22 protein-coding genes and 1 tRNA gene are annotated in these 22,920 nt (G+C 70.5%); 15 read left to right on the plus strand and 8 right to left on the minus strand.

Annotation, left to right across the window (positions count from 1 at the left end; translation table 11 throughout):
* Positions 1-5 precede the first annotated feature (5 nt).
* The gene (locus HB370_RS17270) at positions 6-1,001 is read right to left on the minus strand and encodes an SMI1/KNR4 family protein (RefSeq protein WP_030794920.1); all 996 of its coding nucleotides are present in this window, start codon (positions 999-1,001) and stop codon (positions 6-8) included.
* A gap of 288 nt (positions 1,002-1,289) precedes the next feature.
* Here HB370_RS17270 and HB370_RS17275 point away from each other — a divergent pair, with 288 nt between their 5' ends.
* Together HB370_RS17275 and HB370_RS17280 are read left to right on the plus strand one after the other, a co-directional pair.
* Complete coding sequence (locus HB370_RS17275) at positions 1,290-1,805, plus strand: YwqJ-related putative deaminase (protein WP_030794923.1); 516 nt, start codon at positions 1,290-1,292, stop codon at positions 1,803-1,805.
* Positions 1,806-1,848: 43 nt separating this feature from the next.
* Positions 1,849-2,343, plus strand: a complete 495-nt coding sequence (locus tag HB370_RS17280) for an SUKH-3 domain-containing protein (RefSeq protein ID WP_030794927.1) — start codon at positions 1,849-1,851, stop codon at positions 2,341-2,343.
* Positions 2,344-2,367: 24 nt separating this feature from the next.
* On the opposite strand, the gene HB370_RS17285 is transcribed toward HB370_RS17280, so the two are convergent.
* Positions 2,368-3,696, minus strand: coding sequence for a histidine kinase (locus HB370_RS17285; RefSeq protein WP_030794930.1), 1,329 nt, complete (start codon positions 3,694-3,696; stop codon positions 2,368-2,370).
* Positions 3,697-3,862: 166 nt separating this feature from the next.
* On the opposite strand from HB370_RS17285, the gene HB370_RS17290 reads away from it, so the two are divergent.
* The 7 genes from HB370_RS17290 to HB370_RS17320 all read left to right on the plus strand — a co-directional run bounded on the left by HB370_RS17290 (position 3,863) and on the right by HB370_RS17320 (position 9,594).
* Complete coding sequence (locus HB370_RS17290) at positions 3,863-4,744, plus strand: hypothetical protein (protein ID WP_030794931.1); 882 nt, start codon at positions 3,863-3,865, stop codon at positions 4,742-4,744.
* Positions 4,745-4,752: 8 nt separating this feature from the next.
* A tRNA-Gln gene (locus tag HB370_RS17295) sits at positions 4,753-4,825 on the plus strand.
* Between the two features lie 112 nt (positions 4,826-4,937).
* Complete coding sequence (gene glmU, locus HB370_RS17300) at positions 4,938-6,386, plus strand: bifunctional UDP-N-acetylglucosamine diphosphorylase/glucosamine-1-phosphate N-acetyltransferase GlmU (protein ID WP_078637428.1); 1,449 nt, start codon at positions 4,938-4,940, stop codon at positions 6,384-6,386.
* A 154-nt stretch (positions 6,387-6,540) separates the two neighbouring features.
* On the plus strand, positions 6,541-7,521 hold the full coding sequence (locus HB370_RS17305; protein WP_030616084.1) for a ribose-phosphate diphosphokinase: 981 nt from the start codon (positions 6,541-6,543) through the stop codon (positions 7,519-7,521).
* 207 nt (positions 7,522-7,728) lie between these two features.
* The gene (locus tag HB370_RS17310; protein ID WP_030778985.1) at positions 7,729-8,322 is read left to right on the plus strand and encodes a 50S ribosomal protein L25/general stress protein Ctc; all 594 of its coding nucleotides are present in this window, start codon (positions 7,729-7,731) and stop codon (positions 8,320-8,322) included.
* 70 nt (positions 8,323-8,392) lie between these two features.
* Positions 8,393-8,995: an aminoacyl-tRNA hydrolase gene (gene pth, locus HB370_RS17315; RefSeq protein WP_030778987.1), complete on the plus strand. Its 603-nt coding sequence runs from the start codon at positions 8,393-8,395 to the stop codon at positions 8,993-8,995.
* Between the two features lie 104 nt (positions 8,996-9,099).
* On the plus strand, positions 9,100-9,594 hold the full coding sequence (locus HB370_RS17320; RefSeq protein WP_244405543.1) for a hypothetical protein: 495 nt from the start codon (positions 9,100-9,102) through the stop codon (positions 9,592-9,594).
* Between the two features lie 81 nt (positions 9,595-9,675).
* Here the strand turns inward: HB370_RS17320 and ppc are convergent, their stop codons facing one another.
* Positions 9,676-12,408: a phosphoenolpyruvate carboxylase gene (ppc, locus tag HB370_RS17325; protein ID WP_030778991.1), complete on the minus strand. Its 2,733-nt coding sequence runs from the start codon at positions 12,406-12,408 to the stop codon at positions 9,676-9,678.
* 308 nt (positions 12,409-12,716) lie between these two features.
* On the opposite strand from ppc, the gene HB370_RS17330 reads away from it, so the two are divergent.
* From HB370_RS17330 to HB370_RS17340, 3 genes are read left to right on the plus strand one after another with little or no spacing between them, the layout of a single operon-like run.
* Complete coding sequence (locus HB370_RS17330; RefSeq protein ID WP_030778994.1) at positions 12,717-13,724, plus strand: acyl-CoA desaturase; 1,008 nt, start codon at positions 12,717-12,719, stop codon at positions 13,722-13,724.
* Positions 13,721-14,398, plus strand: a complete 678-nt coding sequence (locus tag HB370_RS17335) for a TetR/AcrR family transcriptional regulator (RefSeq protein WP_030778996.1) — start codon at positions 13,721-13,723, stop codon at positions 14,396-14,398. Before HB370_RS17330 ends, HB370_RS17335 begins: the two co-directional genes overlap by 4 nt.
* Positions 14,399-14,412: 14 nt before the next feature.
* Entirely contained in the window at positions 14,413-14,961 is a 549-nt protein-coding gene (locus HB370_RS17340) for a GNAT family protein (RefSeq protein ID WP_106980609.1), read from the plus strand.
* Between the two features lie 15 nt (positions 14,962-14,976).
* Here the strand turns inward: HB370_RS17340 and HB370_RS17345 are convergent, their stop codons facing one another.
* Entirely contained in the window at positions 14,977-15,786 is an 810-nt protein-coding gene (locus tag HB370_RS17345) for a trans-aconitate 2-methyltransferase (protein ID WP_030778999.1), read from the minus strand.
* Positions 15,787-15,874: 88 nt separating this feature from the next.
* Here HB370_RS17345 and tamR point away from each other — a divergent pair, with 88 nt between their 5' ends.
* The gene (gene tamR / locus HB370_RS17350; RefSeq protein WP_030616064.1) at positions 15,875-16,372 is read left to right on the plus strand and encodes a MarR family transcriptional regulator TamR; all 498 of its coding nucleotides are present in this window, start codon (positions 15,875-15,877) and stop codon (positions 16,370-16,372) included.
* On the opposite strand, the gene HB370_RS17355 is transcribed toward tamR, so the two are convergent.
* On the minus strand, positions 16,331-17,098 hold the full coding sequence (locus tag HB370_RS17355) for a response regulator transcription factor (protein WP_030779001.1): 768 nt from the start codon (positions 17,096-17,098) through the stop codon (positions 16,331-16,333). The genes tamR and HB370_RS17355 overlap by 42 nt on opposite strands.
* 315 nt (positions 17,099-17,413) lie before the next feature.
* Here HB370_RS17355 and HB370_RS17360 point away from each other — a divergent pair, with 315 nt between their 5' ends.
* Complete coding sequence (locus HB370_RS17360) at positions 17,414-17,866, plus strand: GNAT family N-acetyltransferase (protein ID WP_030779003.1); 453 nt, start codon at positions 17,414-17,416, stop codon at positions 17,864-17,866.
* A gap of 7 nt (positions 17,867-17,873) precedes the next feature.
* Here the strand turns inward: HB370_RS17360 and galK are convergent, their stop codons facing one another.
* The 3 genes from galK to galT are packed head-to-tail and all read right to left on the minus strand — an operon-like array spanning position 17,874 to position 21,048.
* Positions 17,874-19,028 carry a galactokinase gene (gene galK, locus HB370_RS17365; RefSeq protein WP_030779005.1) on the minus strand — a complete coding sequence of 385 codons (1,155 nt, stop codon included), beginning with the start codon at positions 19,026-19,028 and terminating at the stop codon, positions 17,874-17,876.
* Complete coding sequence (galE, locus tag HB370_RS17370) at positions 19,028-19,990, minus strand: UDP-glucose 4-epimerase GalE (protein ID WP_030779007.1); 963 nt, start codon at positions 19,988-19,990, stop codon at positions 19,028-19,030. Before galE ends, galK begins: the two co-directional genes overlap by 1 nt.
* Entirely contained in the window at positions 19,987-21,048 is a 1,062-nt protein-coding gene (gene galT / locus HB370_RS17375; protein ID WP_030779008.1) for a galactose-1-phosphate uridylyltransferase, read from the minus strand. The genes galE and galT overlap by 4 nt, the downstream gene beginning before the upstream one ends.
* Before the next feature lie 177 nt (positions 21,049-21,225).
* Between galT and HB370_RS17380 the strand changes: the two genes are divergently transcribed.
* Entirely contained in the window at positions 21,226-22,917 is a 1,692-nt protein-coding gene (locus HB370_RS17380) for a sodium:solute symporter family protein (RefSeq protein ID WP_030779009.1), read from the plus strand.
* Positions 22,918-22,920 lie beyond the last annotated feature (3 nt).

Here is a 22,920-nt window from a genome sequence, read left to right on the forward strand (position 1 = left end):
GCAGCTCACTCCCCCACCGGGCCGGAAGACACCGGGACGACCCGGACGAAGCCGCCGTCCACCATCAGACCGGCCACCGTCTCCAACTCCGGCGGATTGCCGGCCAACCGGGACAAGAACGCGTCGAAATCGTCACCGCACGGCAGCAGCAGACGCTCCACCCGCTCCGCCGGCGACCACGACGGATCCACGTCCCGCACATCGTCGTACGCGCAGAACCACACCGAACCGACCCGCTCGCCCTTCACCTTCACCGCGAGCAGCCCGCCCTGCACGAACCCCACCCCGAGGTAATCCTTCGTCAGATGGTCGCGCAGACACTTGTTCACGTACACCAGGTCGTTGACCGCGGCCTCGTCCCGCACCGTGAAGAACGGCTGGTCCACCAGCAGCCCCAGCCCGGCGTCCAGCGCCGCGCCGACCGGCGCACAACCGCCCGCCGCCTTCAGGAACGAACGATAGGCACCCGGCAACCGGTAACCCAGGTCCTCCTCGATCCCCTGCACCTGCGCCTCCGGCACCGCCACACCCGACTTCGGCAGCCCGAAGTGCGCCGGCCGCGACTCCTGCAACGGCCGCGTCCCACGCTTGGCATGGTCCACCACCGCCGTCGCCACCCCGCCGTGATGCCTCAGCAACGCCTTCACCTCGACCGGGATCAGCTCCAGCCGCCGCGTGCCCGCCACGTGATGCCACGTCCAGCCGTGCGGCGTCGCCACATTCGGCACCGTGTCCCACAACTCGTGCCCCGCCGCCGCCAGCGCCGCGTTCGCCGACACATAATCCGTCAGCCGCAGTTCATCGACCCCGAAACCCTCCGGCGGCTCGGCGATCTCCACCGCCACACGCGCGTACGGCGAGAAATCCGGGTAACCCCGCTCATCGACCCGTACCCCCCTCGGGTGACGAGCCGCCCGGACCGGATCCGGGAAATGCACGACCTGCCCGGCGTAGGCCGCGTTCGGCGGCACGGCTCGCTGCCCGAGCCGACCTGTCGTCATGGCGGATGCCCCCTGCGGCGTTCTCTCTGGCCGTAAACGGCGGTGTCGATCGCGGATGCCGCCCAGCCTATGCGGAACACCCACCCCGGTCACCGGCCCGCCGCCACCCCGCCCACACCCCGCACCCGCCCACGGCCACACCCGCACCCACCGCCGTGACCAGCCGTCACCCCACCGTCACACCCCGCCCCGCACCAGACGTGTCACACCGCCCCAGCTTCCCCACCAGCCACGGCATTTGGCACCCTAAGTCCTTCGGGGGGATGCCCCAGGGGAGGGACAACGATCATGACGACCTTGCAGACCGGAGGTGCCGACGTGCGGGCCGGCGACCCTCGCATCGACTGGAGCGGCACCGAAACACCCCCCACCCCCACCCTCCGGCACCGCCGCGACGGCATCCTGCCCGCCATCGCCGCCGCCCTCTCCGTCCGCGGCACCACCCTCACCTGCACCGCCGCCCGCGGCGACCAGCCCCCCGCCCTGCACCCCCTCGTCCAGGACTTCCTCGACACCCTCACCAGCGCCCAACGCGACCGCTTCACCGGCCGCTGCGCCGAGACCATCCTCATCTCCCGGCACCTCACCACCGCCGACGCCGCCCGCAGCAAACGCGCCTCCCGCAGACCCATGACCAACGGCGAGGCCCGCAAAGCCCTCAAACACGCCAAACTCACCACCCGCCGCATACGCGAGGACGGCGACCCCCTGCACGGCCGCTTCGCCACCCCCTGCCGCGCCTGCACCGCCCTCAGCGCCCACTTCGGCGTCCGCATCGTCGACCCCACCCCCACCGACGGCTGACCCCACCCCCACCCACCCGGCAAGCTCGACGAACGAACGGCAGATGCACCCCGACCGCACCTCCACCACGCGCTTCCCCGTACCCGTCGACGCCGCCCTGCGCGCCGCCGGCTGGCAACCCGGACGCTGGGACATCAAACAAGCCGAGATCTGGGCCGACGCCCTGCGCACCCACACCTCACCCGCCGGACACCGGCACACCGTCTTCCCCGCCGCCGTCGAAGCCTGGGCCGAATTCGGCGGCCTCACCATCACCCCCACCGGCCCCGGCCGCCAGATCGCCCCCGCCACCCTCCACCTCGACCCCCTGCACGGCCTCCACCTCGCCCGCACCCTCGGCGACCTCGGCCACGCCCTCGGCACCCAGCTGTGCCCCCTCGGGGAGGACACCGGCACCGCCGCCCTCCTCGCCATCGACGCCGAAGGCCGCGTCTACACCATCGACCACACCGGCGACTGGTACACCGGCCCCGACATCGACCACGCCCTGACCACCCTCATCACCGGCATCCAGCCCGTACGCCTCACCGCCGGCTGACCCCCGGACGGACACCCCACGGGCTCACGCCGCCGGAATCACCGCCGACACCCGGAACCCACCCGCGTCCGTCGGCCCCGAAACGAACACACCACCCAGCGCCACGACCCGCTCCCGCATCCCCACCAGGCCGTTACCGCCCGACGGCAACCCCGCCGCCGAGGCCGACGCCGGCTCCGGCGGCGGCTCGTTCTCCACCTGCATCGCGATCTCCGACACCCGATGCGCCAACCGCACATACGTCTTCGCGCCCGCCGCGTGCTTGTGGACGTTCGTCAACGCCTCCTGCACCACCCGGTACGCCGTCTGCTCCACCTCCGCCGGATACGACCGCGCCTCCCCCTCCACCGACAGGTCCACCACCATCCCCGCGGCGGCCGACTGCCCGACCAGCTCCTCCAGCTCCGACAGACACGGCCCCTCCACCGCCCCCGCCTCGACCGCCGCACGAGACTCCGCCGCCCGCGACGCCGCGGCCTGTGCCGCCTCCCCCACCGCCGCCAACGGCACCCCCGACGGACGACGCACCGCGTCCCCACCCGCCCGCAGCACCCCCAGCATCTCCCGCAACTCCGTCAACGCCTGCCGCCCCATGTCCCCCACCAGAGCCGCGTTCCGCACCGCCTTCTCCGGATCCTTCCGCGCCACCGCCTGCAACGCCGCCGCGTGCACCACCATCAGACTCACCCGGTGCGCCACCACGTCGTGCATCTCCCGCGCGATCCGCGTCCGCTCCTCGTTACGCGCCCACTCGGCCCGCTCCTCCGCCCGCTCCGCGAGCAGCTGAAGCTCCCGCTCCAACGAATCCGCCCGCTCCCGCAGACTCTCCATCAACCGCCGCCGCGCCCCCACGTACAACCCCAGCAGCACCGGCGGAGCCGTCAGCCCCAGCGACGTCGTCACCGCGGCGAACGGCAGGAACCAGTCACCCAGCGTGAGATCACCACGCGCCATGTCCTGCCGCACCCGCACGAACGTCACCACCGCCGTGCCCAGCAACGACATCCCCGACAACGCCCCGATCACCCGGCGCGGCAGCTCGCACGACGCCAGCGTGTACAGGCCGACGACGCCCATCAGGAAGCCCATCTCGGCCGGCGTCACCGCGATCGCCACCAGCACCACGGCGATCGGCCACTTCCGCCGCACCAACAGCACCGCACCGGCGATCAGCCCGAACACCACGCCCACGGACACCGGGACCCCCGCCTCCCGGGCGAACGGCACCCCCTCCGCGGCACACTCCACGGCGGACAGCAGCGCGAGACCCCCGTCGAGCACCGCGCTGCGCCGCCTCGCCCACCACCATGGCCCGGTCAAGGCCCTGGCGTGCTCTTCCCCCGTCGTGGTCATGCCTCCAGCCTACGGGCGACGGGTGCGGCATTTCCGGTGACTTTCACCTACCTCCACACACCACACTCCGTAACCGAACGACATCGAAACCTCCCCCTATCCCTCGAACTGGTGAACCTTTCCCGTTCGACCCCGGAACCTCCCATTCCGGCCGGACGGTATGCCCATGGCACAGACACACGGCAAATACGCCGACTTCGAGGGACTGCGGGAGCGGGCGGTGGCGCTGCGGCGGGAAGGGCTGAGCCGACGCCAGATCCGCGACCGGCTGCACGTCGACAACAACGACATCCTCAACCGCCTCCTGGAAGGCGAGCCGCCACCCGCGTGGACAAAGCGCCCGAACGCCAAGGACGACCTACGGGACCGTGCGAGGGAGCTGCGCCTCCAGGGCTGGACGTACGACCGGATCCAGCTGGAGCTGGGGTGCTCCAAGGGCTCGATCTCGCTGTGGGTACGGGATCTGCCGAATCCGGAGGGACGCGACCCGGCCGAGCAGGCGAAGCTCGCGTCACGGAAGAGGTGGGAACACGAGCTGGCGGTCCGCGACGAGGAACGGCGCGAGACCAAGAGGGCGGCAAGGGAAGAGATCGGTGCGCTCTCCGACCGCGAACTGTTCCTCGCCGGTGTCGCGCTGTACTGGGCCGAGGGCGCGAAGGACAAACCGCACGCCCGCCGGGAACGAGTCGTCTTCGTCAACAGCGACCCCAATATGATCCGCTTGTTCCTGGCCTGGCTCGATCTGGTGCGAGTGCAACGGGACCACGTGAGTTACCGGCTGATGATTCACGAGTCGGCCGACGTGGAAGGCGCCGAGAAGTACTGGGCCGGCCTCGTCGGCGTCGGTCTCGACCGCTTCGGAAAAACCACCCTCAAGCGGCACAACCCGAAGACGGTGCGCAAGAACACCGGGGAGAGCTATCGGGGATGCTTGGTCATCGTCGTACGGCAAAGCGCCGATCTGTACCGTCGCATCGAGGGCTGGTGGACGGGCATGGTGGATGCAACGGCAGGGATCACCACGCGGCTCCCCTCCGGTAAGGTCTGACGCAGCCATCCGCCATGGGGTAATCGGTAGCCCGCGGGACTTTGAATCCCTGTAGTGCTGGTTCGAGTCCAGCTGGCGGAGCTGCTCGGCGCGGGCCCTGACACCACCGTCAGGGCCCGCCCCCATATCCCCCACCCCTCCCCCCGGTATCCTGCGGCTGTCACCCACCCACCCCCAGCCGAAGGGCAACCCCGTGAGTGCCATCCGCCCGGCAGCCGTCGTCGTTCTCGCAGCGGGTGAGGGCACCCGTATGAAGTCGGCCACACCCAAGGTCCTGCACGAGATCTGCGGCCGCTCCCTCGTCGGCCATGTGCTGGCCGCCGCCCGCGCGCTGACCCCCCAGAACCTCGTCGTCGTGGTCGGCCACGCCCGCGAGCAGGTCACCGCCCACCTCGCCGGAATCGACCCGGACACCAGGACCGCCGTGCAGGCGGAGCAGAACGGCACCGGGCACGCCGTGCGGATGGGCCTGGAGGAGCTGGGCGGTGCCGTGGACGGCACCGTCGTCGTGGTGTGCGGGGACACTCCGCTGCTGACCGCCGAGACGCTGCGGCGGCTCACCGAGACGCACCACGCGGACGGCAACGCCGTGACCGTGCTGACGGCCGAGGTGCCGGACGCGACCGGTTACGGCCGGATCGTGCGGGACGAGGCGACGGGTGCCGTCACGGCGATCGTGGAGCACAAGGACGCGTCCGACGCCCAGCGGTCGATCCGGGAGATCAACAGCGGTGTGTTCGCGTTCGACGGGCAGCTGCTGGCGGACGCGCTGAAGAAGGTGCGCACGGACAACAGCCAGGGCGAGGAGTACCTGACGGACGTGCTCGGGATCCTGCGGGACGCCGGGCACCGGGTGGGCGCGTCGGTCGCGGAGGACCACCGGGAGATCGCGGGCATCAACAACCGGGTGCAGCTGGCCGAGGCGCGCCGGATCCTGAACGACCGGCTGCTGACGCGGGCGATGCTGGACGGGGTGACGGTGGTCGACCCGGCCACCACGTGGGTGGATGTGACCGTGACGTTCGAGCGGGACGCGGTGGTGCTTCCGGGTACGCAGCTGACCGGGTCCACGCATCTGGGCGAGGGTGCCGAGGTCGGGCCGAACAGCCGGCTGAAGGACACGCACGTGGGTGCGGGGGCGCGGGTGGACAACACGGTGTCCGACGGGGCGCGGATCGGCGCGGGGGCGAGTGTGGGGCCGTACGCGTATCTGCGTCCTGGTACCCGGCTGGGTGCGAAGGGCAAGATCGGGACGTACGTGGAGACGAAGAACGCGTCGATCGGGGAGGGCACGAAGGTGCCTCACCTGTCGTATGTCGGGGACGCGACGATCGGTGAGTACACGAACATCGGCGCGGCGAGCGTGTTCGTGAACTACGACGGTCAGGACAAGCATCACACGACGATCGGGTCGCACTGCCGGACGGGTTCGGACAACATGTTTGTGGCTCCTGTCACGGTCGGGGACGGTGCGTACACCGCCGCCGGGTCGGTGATCACGAAGGATGTGCCGCCGGGTTCGCTGGCCGTGGCCCGTGGTCAGCAGCGGAATATCGAGGGTTGGGTGGCCCGGAAGCGGCCGGGGAGCGCGGCGGCGAAGGCGGCCGAGGCGGTGTCCCGGCGGGGCGAGAGCGAGGACTGACCGGAAACGTGTGCGCCAAAGTCGGCGTACCGTGATAAGTGCACATCCGCACATGTGCACCCCGCACCCTTACCAGCTGATTCGGCCTCTCCTGCCCAGCCGAGAGGTCGCCGAGCAGCCGGCTGGCTGAGACAACCTCTGAGGAGACTGTGCTGTGACCGGGATCAAGACGACCGGCGAGAAGAAGTTGATGTTCTTCTCCGGCCGCGCCCACCCCGAGCTTGCCGAGGAGGTCGCCCAGCAGCTGGGTGTCGGGGTCGTCCCGACGAAGGCCTTCGACTTCGCGAACGGGGAGATCTACGTCCGTTACCAGGAGTCGGCGCGTGGTGCGGACTGCTTCGTGATCCAGAGCCACACGGCTCCGATCAACCAGTGGATCATGGAGCAGCTCATCATGATCGATGCGCTGAAGCGTGCTTCGGCGCGGTCGATCACCGTCATCGTGCCGTTCTACGGTTACGCGCGGCAGGACAAGAAGCACCGGGGTCGTGAACCGATTTCGGCGCGTCTGATCGCGGATCTGATGAAGACGGCGGGTGCCGACCGGCTGCTGACGGTGGATCTGCACACGGATCAGATCCAGGGCTTCTTCGACGGTCCGGTGGATCACCTGTTCGCGCTGCCGCTGCTGGCGGACTACGTGGGCAAGAAGGTGGACCGGGACAAGCTGACGGTCGTGTCTCCGGACGCGGGCCGGGTGCGGGTGGCGGACCGGTGGTGTGACCGGCTCGGTGCGCCGCTGGCGATCGTGCACAAGCGGCGCGACAAGGACGTGGCGAACCAGGTGACGGTCCACGAGGTCGTGGGCGAGGTCAAGGGTCGCGTGTGTGTGCTGGTGGACGACATGATCGACACCGGTGGCACGATCTGTGCCGCGGCGGACGCGCTGTTCGCGCACGGTGCGGAGGATGTCATCGTGACGGCGACGCACGGTGTGCTGTCGGGTCCGGCGGCGGACCGGCTGAAGAACTCGCGGGTGAGTGAGTTCGTGTTCACGAACACGCTGCCGACGCCGGCGGAGCTGGGCCGGGATCTGGACAAGATCACGGTGCTGTCGATCGCTCCGACGATCGCGAGTGCGGTGCGTGAGGTGTTCGAGGATGGTTCGGTGACGAGCCTGTTCGACGAGCAGTGAGGTTTCTGCTGGTCCGTGGTGCGGGCTAGCGGGTGATCCTTTTGGGTACGGCCTCCCCCTCCGAGTAGACTGCTGGAGTTGCTCGGCGAGGGAGGCCGTACTCGCGTTCTGCGAATACGGTGGTCCGTTATCGACGCGCTCTTCGTAGCAGGCCGTTCGTGGCCGGGTGACCACGTCCGTTCCGAGTTCCTACGAGGAGTGATTGATATGTCCGAGGTGAAGCTCGCCGCCGAGTCCCGTACCGAGTTCGGTAAGGGTGCGGCCCGTCGTATCCGCCGTGACAACAAGGTGCCGGTCGTTCTGTACGGGCACGGCACCGAGCCGGTGCACCTGACCCTGCCGGGTCACGAGCTGCTGCTGGCGCTGCGTACGCCGAACGTCCTGATCTCGCTGGACATCGACGGCAAGACCAACGAGCTGGCGATTCCGAAGGCCGTGCAGCGTGACCCGCTGAAGGGCTTCCTGGAGCACGTGGACCTGCTGCTGGTCAAGCGTGGCGAGAAGGTCCAGGTCGAGATCCCGGTGCACACCGAGGGCGAGCTGGCCCCGGGTGGCAACCTGCTGGAGCACGTCCTGGACGCGCTGCCGGTCGAGACCGAGGCCACGCACATCCCCGAGTCGGTCACCGTGTCCATCGAGGGTCTGGAGGCCGGTGCCTCCGTCCTCGCCAAGGACATCACCCTGCCGTCCGGCACCACGCTGGCCGTCGAGGAGGACGCGGTCGTGCTGCAGGTCCTGGCCGCTCAGGCCGAGGAGACCGAGGGCGAGTCCGCCGAGGGTGAAGAGGCTGCCGAGGCCTGAGCCTCGTAGTCGTCGTTTCGTCAGCCGCTGTTCCCGTGGGGGGCAGCGGCTGGCGCGTATTCGAGGAGAGATGGACGTGACCACTCCCGCCAGTGCCCCTTGGCTGATCGCCGGGCTCGGCAATCCGGGGCCGGAGTACGCGATGAACCGGCACAATGTCGGTTTCATGGTGGCGGATCTGCTCGCGGAGCGGATCGGGGGGAAGTTCAAGCGGGCGGGCAAGGCGCAGGCGCAGGTGCTGGAGGGCCGGATCGGTCCGGCCGGGCCGGCGAGCCGTCGGGTGATCCTGGTGAAGCCGATGTCGTTCATGAATCTGTCCGGTGGTCCGGTGAACGCGCTGCGGGATTTCTACAAGGTTCCGGTGGGGAACATCGTGGCGGTCCATGACGAGCTGGACATCGACTACGGCACGCTGCGGCTGAAGCTGGGCGGCGGGGACAACGGGCACAACGGTCTGAAGTCGATGACGAAGGCGATGGGGCCGGATTACCACCGGGTGCGGTTCGGGATCGGCCGGCCGCCGGGGCGGATGCAGGTGGCGGATTTCGTGCTGAAGGACTTCTCGTCGGCGGAGCGCAAGGAGCTGGACTGGTTCGTGGACCGTGCGGCGGACGCGGTGGAGTCTCTGGTGACCGAGGGGCTGGAACGGGCGCAGGGCGCCTACAACTCGTGAGGATGTCCTCCGGGTGGGCGGGGCGTCGTACAACTCGTGACTTGTCCGCCCAGGCCGCCCACCGGAGTTGACCGCTCGTAGGGGTATGGCCAATGATCCCGGCCATGCCTGCCACCGCCAGTACCGCTCGTCAGGCGTCCGGGACCGCGCTGCGGTTCGGCCGGATCGCCGTGATGGGCGCGCTCGCCGCGCTGATCCTGTTCGCCGGGGTGTGGGGTTCCTGGGGGACCGCACAGCACGTGATGCTGGCGAAGGGGCGTGAGTCCGGCACGGTGCGGGTGACGCGGTGTGCCGGGGACACCTGTACGGGGCCGTTCACGCCGTCGTCGGCGGGGGCGCGGACTCGCGCGCACGTGGAGCTGGACTCGTCCGTGGCGGTGCGCGCGGGGGCGGTGTACGAGGTGGTGCTGAAGCCCGGCACCGGGGAGGCGGTGCGCTCCGGTCCGGCGGGGATCCTGCTGGCGTGGCTGCCGCTGGGCGGGGCGCTGCTGCTGGCGTCGGTGGTGGTCGCGGGCGGGATGCGGCTGACGCGGCCGGCGTGGCTGCTGGGGCTGGCCGGTGCGGGGCTGCTGACGGCGGCGTTCGTGGCGGTGCAGTGAGCCGAGCAGAAAGAAAAAGGGGGTGCCCCCGGGGTCGTACGGCCTCGGGGGCACCCTCTTCTCGCGCTGGTCGGCGGCTGGTCAGCCGGTGTTGCGCAGGCCCGCCGCCACGCCGTTGACGGTGAGGAGCAGGGCGCGCGAGAGCAGCGGGTCGGGGTCGACGCCGGCCGCGACCGCTTCGCGCTGGCGCTTGAGCAGGGCGACCTGGAGGTAGGAGATGGGGTCCAGGTAGGCGTCGCGGATGGCGAAGGTCTGCTTGAGGACGGGCTGGGCGTCCAGCAGCTCCTTCTCGCCGGTGACCTTCAGAACCTCGGCGACGGTCAGCTCGTGTTCGGCCTCGATGGTGTCGAAGACGTGCTTGAGCTCGTCGGGGACGAGGGTGTCGACGTAGTGCCGGGCGATCCGCAGGTCCGTCTTGGCGAGGGTCATCTCGACGTTGGAGATGAAGTTGCGGAAGAAGTGCCACTCCTGGTGCATCTCGTCGAGGACGGTGTCCAGGCCGGCCTCGCGCAGGGCCTTCAGGCCGGAGCCGACGCCGAACCAGCCGGGGACGATCTGCCGGGACTGGGTCCAGCCGAACACCCAGGGGATGGCGCGCAGGCCGTCGAGCGAGACGCCGGAGCCGGGGCGGCGGGAGGGCCGGGAGCCCAGGTGCAGGTCGGCGAGCTGGTCGACCGGTGTCGAGGCGAGGAAGTACGTCGGCAGGTCCGGGTCCTCGACCAGGCGGCGGTAGGCGGCGTGGGCGGCGTCGGAGACGACGTCCATGGCCGCGTCCCAGCGGGCGAGGGCCTCGTCGGACTGGCGGGGGGCGGTGTGCAGGGCGGAGGCCTGCAGGGTGGCCGCGACCGTCAGTTCCAGGTTCTCCCGGGCGAGGGAGGGGATGAGGTACTTGTCGGAGATGACCTCGCCCTGCTCGGTGACCTTGATCTCGCCCTCCAGGGTGCCCCAGGGCTGGGCGAGGATGGCGTCGTGGGAGGGGCCGCCGCCGCGGCCGACGGTGCCGCCGCGGCCGTGGAAGAGGCGCAGCCGGACGCCGTAGCGGTGGGCGACGTCGCGCAGCCGGCGCTGGGCGCGGTGGATCTCCCACTGGCTGGTGGTGATGCCGCCGAACTTGGAGGAGTCGGAGTAGCCGAGCATGACCTCCTGGACGTCGCCGCGCAGCGCGACCAGGCGCCGGTAGGACGGGTCGGAGAGCATGTCCTCCAGGATGGTGTCGGCGGCCTTCAGCTCGTCGGTGGTCTCCAGCAGCGGGACGATGCCGATCTTCGCCCAGCCGGCGTGCAGGTCGATCAGGCCGGCCTCGCGGGCGAGGACGGTGGCGGCGAAGACGTCGTCGGCGCCCTGGCACATGGAGATGATGTAGGACTCGATGACCTCGGGGCCGAAGACCTCCAGGGCCTTCCTGACCGTCTGGAAGACGCCGAGGGTCTTCTGTCCGGCGGCGTCGACGGGGGCCGGGGTGGGGGCGAGCGGCCTTCTGGAGCGCAGTTCCTTGGCGAGGAGCTTGGCCCGGTACTCGCGGGGCATGTCGGCGTAGCGCCAGGACTCCTCGCCGAGCCGGTCGAAGAGCTGGCCGAGGGCGTGGTGGTGGGCGTCGGCGTGTTCGCGGACGTCCATGGTGGCGAGCTGGAGGCCGAAGGCGCCCAGGGTGCGGATGGTGCGGGCCAGGCGGCCGTCGGCGAACAGACCGCCGCGGTGTTCGCGCAGGGAGGCCTGGATGATCCGCAGGTCGTTCAGCAGCTCGGCGGTGCCGAGGTAGTCGCGGCCGTCCTCGTGCGGGGTGCCCTTGGCGAGGCGCTGCTTGGTGTTGACCAGCTTCTGCCGGATGCAGGTGGCCTTGAGCCGGTAGGGCTCCTCGGCGTTGAGGCGCTTGTAGCGGGGGCTGATCTCGGGGAGCAGCTCCAGGTCCTTCTGGAGGGAGTCGAGCAGCTCCTGGGTGGCTCCGGTGTAGCGGATGGAGTTGGAGAGCAGGCCGCGCAGTTCGTCGATCGTCTCCAGGGCGTCGTTGATGCCGTGTTCGTGCTGGAGGATGAGGATGTCCCAGGTGACCTGGGGGGTGACGTTGGGGTTGCCGTCGCGGTCGCCGCCGATCCAGGTGCCGAAGGTGAGCGGGCGGGTGTCGTCGGGGAGCTTGACGCCGACGCGCTCGAGTTCCGCGGTGAGGTCCTCCAGGACGTCGCCGACGGCGCCGGCGTGGAGTTCGTCCAGGTAGTAGATGGCGTTGCGGGCCTCGTCGGCGGGTTCGGGGCGTACGACGCGCAGCTCGTCGGTCTGCCAGACGAGGTCGATGTTCTCGGCGAGGCGGACGTCGTGGCGGCGGCGGTCGGTGTCGAAGACGGGGGTGTCCAGGAGGGCCGCGATGCGCCGCAGCTTGTTGAGGACGGACCGGCGGGCGGCCTCGGTGGGGTGGGCGGTGAAGACCGGGCGGACGTTGAGGTTCTGCACGGTCTGGCGCAGGTGCTCGGGGTCGGCGTCCTTGAGCCGGTCGGCGGTGCGGGAGAGCAGGCCGCCCTCGGCGGCACGGCGGGCGCGCAGCTCGCGGCCGCGGTGCACCTGCTCGGTGACGTTGGCGAGGTGGAAGTAGGTGGAGAAGGCGCGGACCAGCTTGGCCGCGGTCTCCAGTTCGGTGCCACGCAGCAGCTCGGCGGCGGCTTCGCCGTCCTCGCGGGTGAGGCGGCGGACCTTCTCGACCAGTTCGAGGAGTTCGGGGCCCTCCTGCCGGACGAGGGTCTCGCCCAGGAGGTCGCCCAGCCGGCGGATGTCGGCGCGCAGCTCGCTGCTGGTTGTGGTGGTCTGGTCGTCGGCACTGCTCACAGGTTGCGGCTCCTTGCAGTGTTGAAGCTCGGCTGGCGGGGAACCCGGCCGGCCACCGCGCGCGGCGGGGCGCCGCATACGGGCCGTGGCGTCCGGGAAGGAAACTTCAGCGGACCGCGCTGTCCGACCGGTTCCAAGGATAGGTGGCGATGTGGACGCGCAGGGTCTGGGGCTCTTGCCGCAGCATGACGCGCTGACATACTTACGATGCCGTAGGTTACGGAACCGTAGGGAAGTACCGTCGAGTCCCGTCCGGTCCCGGCGGCCCCGGCAATCCGACTCGATTCTCGACCCCACAGGGGACGCGTATGACCTCAAGCTCCGATGTGATCGCAGAGGCCCGTGAGGCCACCGACACAGCTGTTCCTTCCGCCACGCTGGGCGGTGAGCAGAAGCGTTCGATCGAGCAGATCACGCTGCTGCTCTTCATCACCGTGCCGTTCCTGGCGCTGGTGGCGGCCGTGCCGCTGGCCTGGGGATGGGGGGTGAGCTGGCTCGATCTGGGCCTGCTGGTGTTCTTCTACTTCCTCGGCTGCCACGGGATCACGATCGGTTTCCACCGGTACTTCACCCATGGCTCGTTCAAGGCGAAGCGGCCGCTGCGGATCGCGCTGGCGATCATGGGGTCGCTGGCGGTGGAGGGTCCGCTGGTGCGGTGGGTGGCCGATCACCGCAAGCATCACAGGTTCTCCGACGCCGAGGGCGATCCGCATTCTCCGTGGCGGTTCGGGGAGACGGTTCCGGCGCTGATGAAGGGCCTGTGGTGGGCGCACATCGGCTGGATGTTCGACGAGGAGCAGACCCCGCAGGAGAAGTACGCGCCGGATCTGATCAAGGACCCGGCCATGCGGGCGATCTCCCGGCAGTTCGTGATGTGGACGCTGGTGTCGCTGCTGCTGCCGCCGCTGATCGGCGGTCTGGTGACGATGTCGTGGTGGGGCGCGTTCACCGCGTTCTTCTGGGGTTCACTCGTCCGGGTGGCGCTGTTGCACCATGTGACGTGGTCGATCAACTCGATCTGCCACGCGGTGGGCAAGCGGCCGTTCAAGTCGCGGGACCGTTCGGGCAACGTGTGGTGGCTGGCGATCCTGTCCTGCGGCGAGTCCTGGCACAACCTGCACCACGCCGACCCGACCTCGGCGCGGCACGGGGTGATGCGCGGCCAGCTGGACTCCTCGGCGCGGTTCATCCGCTGGTTCGAGCGGCTGGGCTGGGCGTATGACGTGCGCTGGCCGTCACGCTCGCGTATCGATTCGCGGCGGAACACCGACGACGGCGGCTCCCGGCGCCGGAGGGAAACCGCCGAGGCGGCATGATTGACGCCGTGGCGACCGACTCCAGCAGCACTTCAGGCAACGACAAGCAGCGGCGGACCCGCCGGACCCGTATGACCGGTGCCGAGCGCCGCCAGCAGCTGCTGGAGATCGGTCGCACCCTTTTCGCGGCGAAGGGCTTCGAGGGCACGTCGGTGGAGGAGATCGCGGCGAAGGCCGGGGTGTCCAAGCCGGTGGTGTACGAGCACTTCGGCGGGAAGGAGGGGCTGTACGCGGTGGTGGTGGACCGGGAGATGCGCCGTCTGCTGGACATGGTCACCAGTTCGCTGACCGCCGGCCATCCGCGTGAGCTGTGCGAGCAGGCGGCGTTCGCGCTGCTGGACTACATCGAGGAGTACACGGACGGGTTCCGCATCCTGGTCCGCGACTCGCCCATCCCGCAGTCCACGGGGTCCTTCGCGTCCCTGATCTCCGACATCGCCACCCAGGTGGAGGACATCCTGGGCCGCGAGTTCAAGTCGCGGGGCTTCGATCCGAAGCTCGCCCCGCTCTACGCCCAGGCGCTGGTCGGCATGGTGGCGCTGACCGGGCAGTGGTGGCTGGACGTGCGCCGGCCGAAGAAGGCGGAGGTGGCGGCGCACCTGGTGAACCTGGCCTGGCACGGCCTGGACGGCCTGGAGCCGAAGCCGCGGCTGATAGGTCACCGCAAGGCGTAGGGCGGGATCATCGCGTGACGGACATACCGGTGATCCTGAGCAGGGTCGAACTCGCGGACTGGCGGGCCGTCCATTCCTGGGCCTCCCTCCCCCAGGTCTGCCGTTTCCAGACCTGGGGGCCGAACACCGAGGAGCAGACCCGCGCGTTCGTGGCGACCGCGGTGCAGGCCTGGTCCGAGTCGCCTCAGCGACGGTTCGCCTATGTGGCGCGTGTCGGGGGTGAGGCGGTCGGCATGGGAGAGCTGCGCGTCCGGAGCCGGGAACAGCGTCAAGGGGAGATCACCTATGCCGTGCATCCCCGGGTCTGGGGCCAGGGCGTCGGCACGGCCATCGGCAAGGCGCTGCTGGTGCGGGGGTTCGAGGATCTCGGACTGCACCGCGTCTATGCCACCTGCGACCCGCGAAACCTCGGATCGGCCCGGGTACTGGGGAAGCTCGGCATGACGTGGGAGGGGCGCCATCGTCATACCGCGTTGATCCGGGACGGCTGGCGGGACTCCGAGGTGTTCGGCGTCCTGGAGGACGAGTGGCGCACGCTCGCCTCACGCCCACCGCGCGACTGAGCCGCCGGCCGGCGGCTACGGCTTGACCGCGACCGTGAAGAGGCGGCGGAAGGGCAGGACCGTGCCGTAGGGGGCGGGTGGGTAGGCGGTGCGCAGGAGGGTCCGGTACTCGGTGAGGAAGGCTTCGCGGGCCTCGGGGTCGTCGGCGAGGGCGGTCAGGGCGGGGCGCAGCGCGGTGCCCTTCGCCCAGTCGAGCACCGGGTCCTCGCCGTGGAGGACGTGCTGGTAGGTGGTCTGCCACACGTCGGCCGCGCAGCCCAGGCGGGCGAGGCGGTCCAGGTAGAAGCCGGGGGTGTGCACGGAGTCGGTGGCGCGTACGGCGCCGGCGAGGCGGGAGCGCCAGCGGGGTGCGGTGACGAGGTCGCGCAGCAGGGTGTGCAGCGGGGCGTCGAGGTTGTCGGGGACCTGGAAGGCGAGGGTGCCGCCGGGGGTGAGGGCGCTGATCCAGTCGGCGAACCGGTCGGCGTGGCCCGGCACCCACTGCAGGGTGGCGTTGGAGACGATCAGGTCGTACGGCTCCCCGGGCGTCCAGGTCGTCACGTCGGCGTGGGCGAAGTCGAGCCGGCCGCCGCCCGGCGTGGGCCCCTGGTGTCCGGTGCGGGCCCGGTCGAGCATCTCGGGGGAGTTGTCGTAGCCGGTGATGCGGGCGGTGGGCCATCGTTCGGCGAGCAGGGCGGTGACGTTGCCGGGGCCGCAGCCGAGGTCGGCGACGCGGGGCCGGTCGCGGGTCGGGTCCGGGACGCGCGCAAGGAGGTCGGTGAAGGGGCGGGTGCGGTGGCCGGCGTGGCGGAGGTACTGGGCGGGGTCCCAGCGGGGTGTGGTCATGGGTCCACTGTCCCTCGCAACTTATCTCTACATCAAGAGGCTCGATATCAAGAGACTTCATGTCGACACAACCACTACACTGATCTCCATGGAGGACGAGGTCGATCGGCTGGTCGCAGCGTGGCGCCGGGAGCGCCCGGACCTCGACGTGGAGCCGCTGGAAGTGCTGAGCCGGGTGAGCCGGCTCGCCCGGCATCTGGACCGCGCCCGCCGGCTCGCCTTCTCCGAGCACCAGCTGGAGCCCTGGGAGTTCGACGTGCTGACCGCGCTGCGCCGCGCGGGCACGCCCTACCAGCTCTCCCCCGGCCAGCTGCTGACGCAGACCCTGGTCACCTCGGGCACGATGACCAACCGCATCGACCGGCTGGCGAAGAAGGGCCTGGTGGAGCGGCTGCCCGACCCCAGCGACCGGCGGGGCGTGCTGGTCCGGCTGACCGACGAGGGCCGGGACCGCGCGGACCAGGCGCTGGCGGGGCTGCTGGAGCAGGAGCGGGCGATCCTCGCCGAGCTGTCCCGCGCCCAGCGCGCCGAACTGGCCGGGCTGCTACGCCAGCTGACCGCCCCGTTCGACAACATCCCCGGCTAGGTCCACCGGCCCCACCCCGGCCCGCCGGGCCAGCGCGACGGCCGCCAGCGTGGAGTGGACGCCCAGCTTGCCGAGGACGTTCTGCATATGGGTGCGGACGGTGTGCGGGGAGAGGAACAGCCGCTCGGCGACGGCCTTGCGGCCCAGCCCGGCGACCATGCAGCGCAGCACCTCCCGCTCCCTGGGGGTGAGGGACTCCACCAGCCGCTCGCTCTCCGTGCGGTGCCGGCGGGCCGCCGTCAGCTCCTTGAGCACCCCGGTGAGCAGCGCGGGCGGCAGATGCGTCTCGTCGCGCAGCACGCCCCGTATCACCGTCAGCAGCCGGGACAGCGAACAGTCCTTGGCGACCCAGCCGGAGGCGCCGGCCTGGAGGGCGAGGGCCGCGCGGCGCGGGTCGTCCTTGTCGGCGAGGACGACGGTGCGCACGCCGGGCTGGGCGGTGCGCACCCCGGCGACCAGGGAGATGCCGTCGACCAGGCCCTCCTCGTTGCCGTCCCGCACCGGTACGGCCGGACGGGCGCCGGGCGGGGGGCCGCCGAGGTCGGCGTCGACCAGCAGCACGTCGTAGCGGCGGCCCTCGCCGGCCGCCCGCTCCAGGCAGCGCAGCGCGGCCGGGCCGCTGCCGGCCGCGAAGACGTCGACGTCCGGTTCGGCGGCCAGGGCGGCGGCCAGCGACTCGGCGAAGATGCGGTGGTCGTCGACGACCAGGACTCGGATACGAACCACGTAACCCCCTTCCCCGGGCTCCGCGTGGAGCCGGGGATGTCCAAGGTCCGGAAAGCTCCGGAATGAGCCGGCTTCCGGGACGTACCCGGAGAATGTCCGCAGAACGACGACGGGCACGGGCACGAACACCGGCGGACAGGGGCGAGACGCCGCACGGCCGCCGCCGTCGCGAAGACTGCCACCCCCGACCGCGGGCGCCGTACCCGCGTGTCTCGCCCCCTGAGCGGCACCGGCCCCCACCGGTGCTGTTCCACAGAGTACGGATGCGGGCACGCAGCGGAAGGAGATTTGCAGAACTGACCCTCCGGCACGTTTATGGTGTGCCGCATGTTTCGTATCGAGACGGAAGTCGACAAGGCGCGACGCGATCTGCTCCGCTCACGCTTGCGGGACACCAACACGGCGGCGTCCCCGGTGCTGGCCGCGCTGCGCGGCACCCCCGGCGAACGCGAGGCCCCGCTGCACGTGTGGGGGCTGGACGCCGCCGGGGACCTGGCGGGCGGGCTGGTCGGCCACACCTGGACGACCTGGCTGCACGTCACCTACCTGTGGGTCGACACCCGGCACCGCGGCGCGGGCCTCGGCTCCCGCCTGCTCGCCGAGGCGGAACGGCTGGCCGCCGCCCGCGGCTGCACCGCCGCCCGCCTGGAGACCTGGGACTTCCAGGCCCCCGCCTTCTACCGCAGACAGGGCTACGAGGTGGTGTGCGTGATCCCCGACTACCCGCCGGGGATCACGGAGTACACCCTGACCAAGCGCCTGCGCTGACGGCGGGTCAGACGAGCCGCCGGGCACCCGCCGACGGAACCGCCTCGAAGACGCGGGGCGCGGTGAGGCCCGCCGCGGCGAACGCCTCCTCGACGGACTTCGTCAGCGTCTCGACGTCCGCGGCCTCCGCGAGGACGATCGCCGAGCCGCCGAAGCCGCCGCCGGTCATCCGGGCGCCGAGGGCGCCGCCGACCAGCGCGGTGTCGACCACCAGGTCCAGCTCCGGGCAGGAGATGCGGAAGTCGTCGCGCAGGGAGGCGTGGCCCTCGGTGAGGACCGGGCCGATGGCGCGGGGGTCGCCGGACCGCAGCAGGGCGACCGTGCGTTCGACCCGCTCGTTCTCCGTCACGACGTGGCGGACCAGGCGGACGACCTCCTCCTCGTCGCCGAGGCGGGCGAGGGCAGCGTCCAGGCCGTCGTACGGGATGTCGCGCAGGGCGTCGACGCCGAGCAGGGCCGCGCCCTTCTCGCAGCCGGCCCGGCGCTTGCCGTACTCGCCGCCGCTGTGCGCGTGCTTGACCTGGGTGTCCACCACCAGCAGGCGCAGGCCCTGCGCCGCGAGGTCGAAGGGGATCTGCTGCTGGGACAGGTCACGGGTGTCCAGGAACAGCGCGTGGCCGGCCTCGCAGCAGGCCGACGCCGTCTGGTCCATGATGCCGGTGGGCGCGCCGACGTAGACGTTCTCGGCGCGCTGGCACAGCCGGGCCAGCCGCCAGCCCTTCAGGCCCAGGTCGTACAGGTCGTTCAGGGCGAGCGCGATCACCACCTCCAGGGCGGCGGAGGAGGACAGGCCCGCGCCCGTCGGGACCGTGGACGCCAGGTGGACGTCGGCGCCGGTGATCTCGTGACCCGCCTCGCGCAGCGCCCAGACCACGCCCGCCGGGTAGGCCGTCCAGTCGTGGTCGCCGCCGGGCGCGAGGTCGTCCAGGCGCAGCTCGGTGATATCGCCCCCGATGTCCGCCGAGTGCAGGCGCAGGACGCCGTCGGTGCGGCGGGAGACCGCCGCGACCACCTGGTGCGGCAGGGCGAACGGCATGACGAAGCCGTCGTTGTAGTCGGTGTGCTCGCCGATCAGGTTGACCCGGCCCGGCGCCGCCCAGACGCCCTCCGGACCCGCCCCGTACAGCTCCGCGAAGCGGTCCGCGACCTGCTGTGCCCCCACTAGTGCTCCCTTGTGATGCTCTGCGCGAACTCCCACGCGTCCGCGACGATGCCCGCGAGATCCGCGCGGGTCGGGTTCCAGCCCAGCTTCTCGCGGGCGGTGTCCGCGGAGGCCACCAGGACCGCCGGGTCGCCGCCGCGGCGCTCCGCGGTCACCTCGGGGATCGGGTGGCCGGTGACCTCGCGGACGGTCTCGATGACCTCGCGCACGGAGAAGCCGTTGCCGTTGCCGAGGTTGCAGATCAGGTGCTCGCCGGGGGCGGCTGCGCCCAGGGCCAGCAGGTGGGCCTCGGCCAGGTCCGCCACGTGGATGTAGTCGCGCACGCAGGTGCCGTCGGGGGTCGGGTAGTCGTCGCCGTAGACCGAGATGGCCTCGCGGCGGCCCTGGGCGACCTGGAGGACCAGCGGGATCAGGTGCGACTCGGGGTCGTGGCGCTCTCCGTACGCGCCGTAGGCGCCGGCCACGTTGAAGTAGCGCAGGGAGACCGCGGCCAGGCCGTGGGCGTGCGCCTCGCCGGTGATCATGTGGTCGACGGCGAGCTTGGAGGCGCCGTAGGGGCTGGTGGGCCGCGTCGGGGCGGTCTCCCGGATGGGGGTCTGCTCGGGCTCGCCGTAGGTCGCCGCGGTGGAGGAGAACACCAGCTTGCGCACGCCGGCCTCGCGCATCGCGGCGAGCAGCGCCATGCTGCCGCCGACGTTGTTGTCCCAGTACTTCTCCGGCTTCAGCACCGACTCGCCGACCTGCGAGAACGCCGCGAAGTGCAGCACGCCGTCGAAGGAGGGGTCGAGCCACTTGGCGGCGTCGCGGATGTCGCCCTCGATGAAGGCGGCCCCGGCGGGCACCCCGGCGCGGAAGCCGGTGGAGAGGTTGTCGAGGACGGTGACCTCGTGCCCGGCCTCCAGCAGGTGCTGGGCCACGACACTGCCGACATATCCGGCGCCACCCGTCACCAGGTACTTCATGAACTCGCTACCTCTCGCAGTCGCTCGGCCGCGCGCTCCGGCGGCACGTCGTTGATGAACACGCTCATGCCGGACTCGGAACCCGCGAGAAACTTCAGTTTGCCGGAAGTGCGGCGGATGGTGAAAAGCTCGAGGTGGAGCGCGAAGTCGTCGCGCGTCACACCGTCGAACTCCTCCAGCGTGCCGAACGGGGCCTGGTGCCAGGCCGCGATGTACGGCGTCGGAGGCTCGCCTTCGCCGAAGATCCGGTCGAACCGCTTCAAGAGTTCCAGATACACCTGGGGGAACTCTGTGCGGGCCGCCTCGTCCAGCGCGAGCAGGTCGGGCACCCGGCGCCTGGGGTACAGGTGGACCTCGTACGGCCAGTGGGCCGCGTACGGCACGAAGGCCACCCAGTGTTCACCCTCCAGGACGACCCGCTCGTCGGCCAGTTCGCGTTCCAGGACCGCGTCGAACAGGTTCTCCCCGCCGGTGGCCTCCTTGTGCGCGGCGAGCGAGCGGAGCATCAGCGCCGTGCGCGGGGTGGTGAAGGGGTAGGCGTAGATCTGCCCGTGCGGGTGGCCCAGGGTCACGCCGATCTCGGCACCGCGGTTCTCGAAGCAGAACACCTGCTCGACGGAGGGCAGATGGGACAGCTCCGCGGTGCGGTCCGTCCACGCGTCCAGCACCAGGCGGGCCTGCTCCGGAGTGAGGTCGGCGAAGGAGGCGTCGTGGTCGGGGGTGAAGCAGACGACCTCGCAGCGGCCGGAGTCGCCGGCGAGGGAGGGGAAGCGGTTCTCGAAGACCACCACGTCGTACGAGGAGTCCGGGATCTCGCTGAGCCGGTCGCCGTGCGTGGGGCACAGGGGGCACTCGTCGGCCGGCGGGTGGTAGGTGCGGCCCTGGCGGTGCGAGGCGATGGCGACGGCGTCGCCGAGCAGCGGGTCGCGGCGGATCTCGGACGTGGTGACCGTACGGTCCAGGGGACGCCGGTCGGCCGCGTCGCGCACGGTGTCGTCCCGAAGGTCGTAGTAGATCAGCTCACGACCGTCGGCAAGCCGGGTCGGGGTCTTCTTCACGCCGGACTCCTCCACACCCTCACTCCATCACTCAACACAATCAAACATAACAGACCACAACTCGACACCCTCGCGCTCGATCACAATCAAACAAAGAACACCAGTCAAAGTGTTCAAATAACGAACACGGCGGCGTAGGTTCCGCTTGGATCAGTTCGCGCAACGAAGCGAGTGCTCATGCAAACCCCCACATACGCCCCCACCTCCCTGGCGGCGGAGCTACGGCTCCCCACCAACTGGCTGGACTACACGATCCTGGCGATCTACTTCGTCGTCGTCCTCGGCATCGGTCTCGCCGCCCGCCGCTCCGTCAAGACCAGCCTCGACTTCTTCCTCTCCGGACGCTCGCTGCCCGCCTGGATCACCGGCCTCGCCTTCATCTCGGCGAACCTGGCGGCCACCGAGATCCTGGGCATGGCGGCCAACAGCGCCCAGTACGGCGCCTACACCGTCCACTGGTACTGGATCGGCGCCATCCCCGCCATGGTTTTCCTCGGCCTGGTGATGATGCCCTTCTACTACGGCAGCAAGGTCCGCTCGGTCCCCGAGTTCCTGCTGCTGCGCTTCGACAAGGCCGCCCACCTGCTCAGCTCCGCCCTCTTCGCGTTCGCCGCGGTGCTCATCGCCGGCGTCAACCTCTACGCCCTCGCGCTCGTCGTCGAGGCGCTGCTCGGCTGGCCGCAGTGGGTCGCCATCGTCGTCGCCGGCGCCCTGGTGCTCGGTTACATCACCCTGGGCGGCCTGTCCTCGGCGATCTACAACGAGGTGCTCCAGTTCTTCGTGATCCTCGCCGCGCTCATCCCCATCACCGTGCTCGGCCTGAAGAAGGCCGGCGGCTGGGACGGACTGACCGACAAGCTCACCGCGCAGCACGGCGCCGACTTCACCACCGCCTGGGGCGGCACCGGCATCGGCGAGGCCAACCCGCTCGGCGCCAACTGGCTCACCATCGTCCTCGGCCTCGGCTTCGTGCTCTCCTTCGGCTACTGGACGACCAACTTCGCGGAGGTGCAGCGCGCCCTGTCCGCGAAGAACCTCTCCGCCGGGCAGCGCACCCCGCTCATCGCCGCCTTCCCGAAGATCTTCATCGTCTTCCTGGTGATGATCCCCGGCCTGGTCGCCGCCGCGCTCGTGCCGAACATCGGCAGCGAGAAGTCCGGGCTCGAGTACAACGACGCCATCCCCTACCTGATGCAGGAACTGCTGCCCAACGGCGTGCTCGGCATCGCCGTCACCGGTCTGCTGGCGGCCTTCATGGCGGGCATGGCGGCGAACGTGTCGTCGTTCAACACGGTGTTCACCAACGACATCTGGGCCAAGTACGTGGTGCGGGGCCGCGAGGACGAGTACTACGTGCGGTTCGGCCGGCTGATCACCGTGATCGGCGTCTGCGCCTCCGTCGGCACGGCGTTCCTGGCGTCCTCGTTCTCGAACATCATGAGCTACCTCCAGACGCTGTTCTCCTTCTTCAACGTGCCGATGTTCGTCGTCTTCATCGTCGGCATGTTCTGGAAGCGCGCGTCCGCCAAGTCCGGCTTCTGGGGCCTGCTCGCCGGCACCACCGCGGCGATGATCAACTACTTCGTCTTCTACAAGAAGGGCGTCATCTCCATCCCCTCCGACCAGGGCGCCAACTTCGTCTCCGCCATCGCGGGGTTCGTCGCCGGCGCGGTCGTGATGATCGCGGTGTCCCTGTTCACCAAGCCGAAGCCGGCGGAGGAGCTCCAGGGCCTGGTCTACGGCACCCGCTCCCCCGGCATGTCCGAGCCGCCCGCCGAGGGCGACGACGCGTGGTACCGCAAGCCGGCCCTGCTGGGCTGGGGCGCGGTCGTCCTGGCCGCCGCCTGCTACATCCCGTTCTCGTTCTGACGC

The organism is Streptomyces sp. DSM 40868 (genome assembly GCF_011820545.1).
Lineage (GTDB): Bacteria > Actinomycetota > Actinomycetes > Streptomycetales > Streptomycetaceae > Streptomyces > Streptomyces eurythermus.